The sequence below is a fragment of the Protofrankia sp. Cj5 genome (assembly GCF_917627405.1).
Taxonomy (GTDB): Bacteria; Actinomycetota; Actinomycetes; order Frankiales; family Frankiaceae; genus Protofrankia.
On the sequence record NZ_CAKJTO010000089.1, the window covers coordinates 1 to 2,505 of the forward strand.

Sequence of the window (2,505 nt, forward strand, 5' to 3'; positions counted from 1 at the left end):
TGAATCGAGTATTCTTGATTTGATTCAAGAGGGTGGTGGTATGGACTCGATCGGTGTGGGCGAACGGATCAGGCACGCCATGAGTGCCGCCCAGCTGACCCAACGGGCCTTGGCTCAGGTCACGGGCATCTCGCAGCCGACGCTGTCCCGGATCGTTGCTGGTGATCGGGCAGCCAAGATGACGGAGATCATCGCAATCGCGAGCGCAACCGGCCACTCAGTGGCGGAACTGACTGGTGTCGGATCGGTGGCTGAGCGTGCCCAGTATGCGGCTCGCGCCACGAACGACGCCGAGATGGCCGCGATGCGCCGGGAGCTGTTGCACTACCTGGATCTGGACGCCTATCTGGATGACCAGGGCATCCCGCCGTTCCCAGTGGTGGCGTGAGTTCCGGCATGAGGACGGTGTACCAGTGAGCGCCGAGTCGGACGGGAGGATCGCGGCGGCGCGGTTCCGTCGCGACCACCGCCTGGGGGTACAGGCCTTGGGTGATCTCGTGTCACTCGTTGAGCAGACCACCGGGATCGACGTGGCCGTGCTCGACGCAGGCCCGGACGAGCACGGGCTCACGGTGCGCGATCCGCTCCGGAACGCGGTGTTCATCGGCGTGGCGCGTACCGGCCGACCCATGCGGCAGCGCAGCACTCTTGCCCACGAACTGGCGCATGTCCTGTTCGAGGACTGGTCATACGTGGCGGAAGGAACATGGAGCGAGCGTCGGCCGGAGGAGGTACGAGCGGATGCCTTCGCCCGACACCTGCTCATACCGACGGAGGGGCTGCGCGGGTTCCTTGGCGACTGTGGCCCTGAAGACATGGACCTTGCGTTGCTTTCGCAGGTGACGCAACGGTTCCTGGTATCCCCGCCGATCGCCGCGATCGCCTTGGAGCAGGCTGGATACATCACGGAAGCCGTGAAAGCGGCGTGGCGAGCTGTCGCCACGCCGTGGCTGGCGACGCGGTTCGGCTGGATCGACCAGTACCGCGTCCTGCAGGCCGAGTCCGACCGGCGCCGGGCTCCGCAGCGGCTCCTTGCCCGTGCGATCGACGGCTATCTGGAACACGTTGTCTCCGCGCAGGCTCTGGCCACGCTCCGTGGTGTTGACGTCGTGACTGTGGCCGCAGAGCTACGCGAGGCAGGTATCGAAGCCGGGGAGCCGCCTCAGGCGTGGACTGACAGCGCCGACCTGCCGGACGTCGACATCGATCTGAACGGTCTCGACGATGCGGCTGGTGAGTCTTCCCCGGCCTCCACACGGTGACCGCACGGCCGGTCATTGACGCCGGACCCGCCCTCAACTTTCTCGCCGTCAACAAAGAGCGGCTACTCATCAGTGTTCTCGGCCCGCTCAGCACCCCGGAGAGCGTCGCTGCCGAAGTGCTCCGCAAGGCTCGTTCCGACCTCCGGTTCCGCGCGGCCGAGGCGGTCTGGAACAAGCTGACGCCGATCTGGATCGAGATACTCCCCGACGACGTCACCCCGGAGCTCGCGGTTGTTGTTTCTCGGATCAGCCGGCTTCCCATGCACGAGCGCATGAAGGAGAGCAGGGATCTGGGCGAGACGATGGTCATCGCGCATGCCGTCGTCGCGGCCGAAACCGGGGCGATGGTCACCGTGCTCATCGACGACGGCGCGGGCGCCGCGATCGCCACCGCCGAACGGAGGCGGCTAGAACGGCTACGGATGCAGGGGAGACCTGTAGGCGGATTGAGGCTGGTAAACACGCTGACTGTTCTGGAACGTGCGGCAGGCGGAGCGCATCTTCCCGACCGCGCCGCGATGCGCTCTCTCTACAGCCGACTCCGTGCCGGTGACGACGGCCTACCGCCGATCGAGAACACCAGACTGCTCAGCCCAGGTGTCTGGAAGCATCCCACCGAACCGGAGGTCGACGGGCCTGGTACCTGAACAGTTCCCAGCACCCAGCCGCCTGCGTGCGGTCACAGGCTCAGTAGTCGCTCTCGGTCTCTCCAATCCCTACGTAAACCTGTTCTTAGAGCGCCCGGCAATAGGGGTGTGGATCAAGGAGCGGGGCTGGGGTGCGTGCACCGCGAGGCGGTGGAGGGAGTCACTGGAGGTGTTGGGTGACGACCGGCGAGCCAGGGTACCCGTGCCTCGCGAAGCGATGGACGGGGAGCGATGACGCGAGGTACGTGCCCCAGCCCCGCGACGCCGCGTCCCCTATTGCCGGTCGCTCCGAACGACAAGATCAGGTGCCGCTGGGCACGGGACGGCCGGGCTGCTCGCCGCCGCGGGCCTCGCCGTAGGAGCGTTTGGGCACCATCACCTTGCGGCGGTAGATGCAGACCAGGGTGCCGTCCTGGTTGTAGCCGCGGGTCTCGACCTGCACGATGCCCCGGTCGTCCTTGCTCTTCGATTCGATCTTGTCGAGCACCTCGGACTCGCCGTAGATCGTGTCACCGTGGAACACGGGCTTGACGTGCTTGAGTGACTCGACCTCGAGGTTGGCGATGGCCTTGCCGGAGACGTCCGCCACGGACATA

The 2,505-nt window shown here is 66.1% G+C and carries 4 protein-coding genes; 3 read left to right on the forward strand and 1 reads right to left on the reverse strand.

The genetic code is table 11. From position 1 onward, the window contains the following. The first annotated feature begins 40 nt into the window (after positions 1-40). The 3 genes from MJ777_RS17445 to MJ777_RS17455 are packed head-to-tail and all read left to right on the forward strand — an operon-like array spanning position 41 to position 1,909. Complete coding sequence (locus MJ777_RS17445; protein WP_370652752.1) at positions 41-388, forward strand: helix-turn-helix domain-containing protein; 348 nt, start codon at positions 41-43, stop codon at positions 386-388. A gap of 25 nt (positions 389-413) precedes the next feature. Beyond that, positions 414-1,262 (forward strand): ImmA/IrrE family metallo-endopeptidase, encoded by an 849-nt coding sequence (locus MJ777_RS17450; RefSeq protein ID WP_239377179.1) that lies wholly within the window; start codon positions 414-416, stop codon positions 1,260-1,262. After that, positions 1,259-1,909 carry a hypothetical protein gene (locus MJ777_RS17455; RefSeq protein ID WP_239377180.1) on the forward strand — a complete coding sequence of 217 codons (651 nt, stop codon included), beginning with the start codon at positions 1,259-1,261 and terminating at the stop codon, positions 1,907-1,909. The genes MJ777_RS17450 and MJ777_RS17455 overlap by 4 nt, the downstream gene beginning before the upstream one ends. A gap of 301 nt (positions 1,910-2,210) precedes the next feature. On the opposite strand, the gene MJ777_RS17460 is transcribed toward MJ777_RS17455, so the two are convergent. Beyond that, positions 2,211-2,505: MaoC family dehydratase (locus MJ777_RS17460; RefSeq protein WP_239377181.1), on the reverse strand; the 295-nt coding region annotated here is incomplete at its 5' end.

What these genes read in the sequence shown, in the direction of transcription:
- MJ777_RS17445 (WP_370652752.1), top strand. Translation starts at nt 41, where the DNA reads ATGGACTCGATCGGTGTGGGCGAACGGATCAGGCACGCCATGAGTGCC.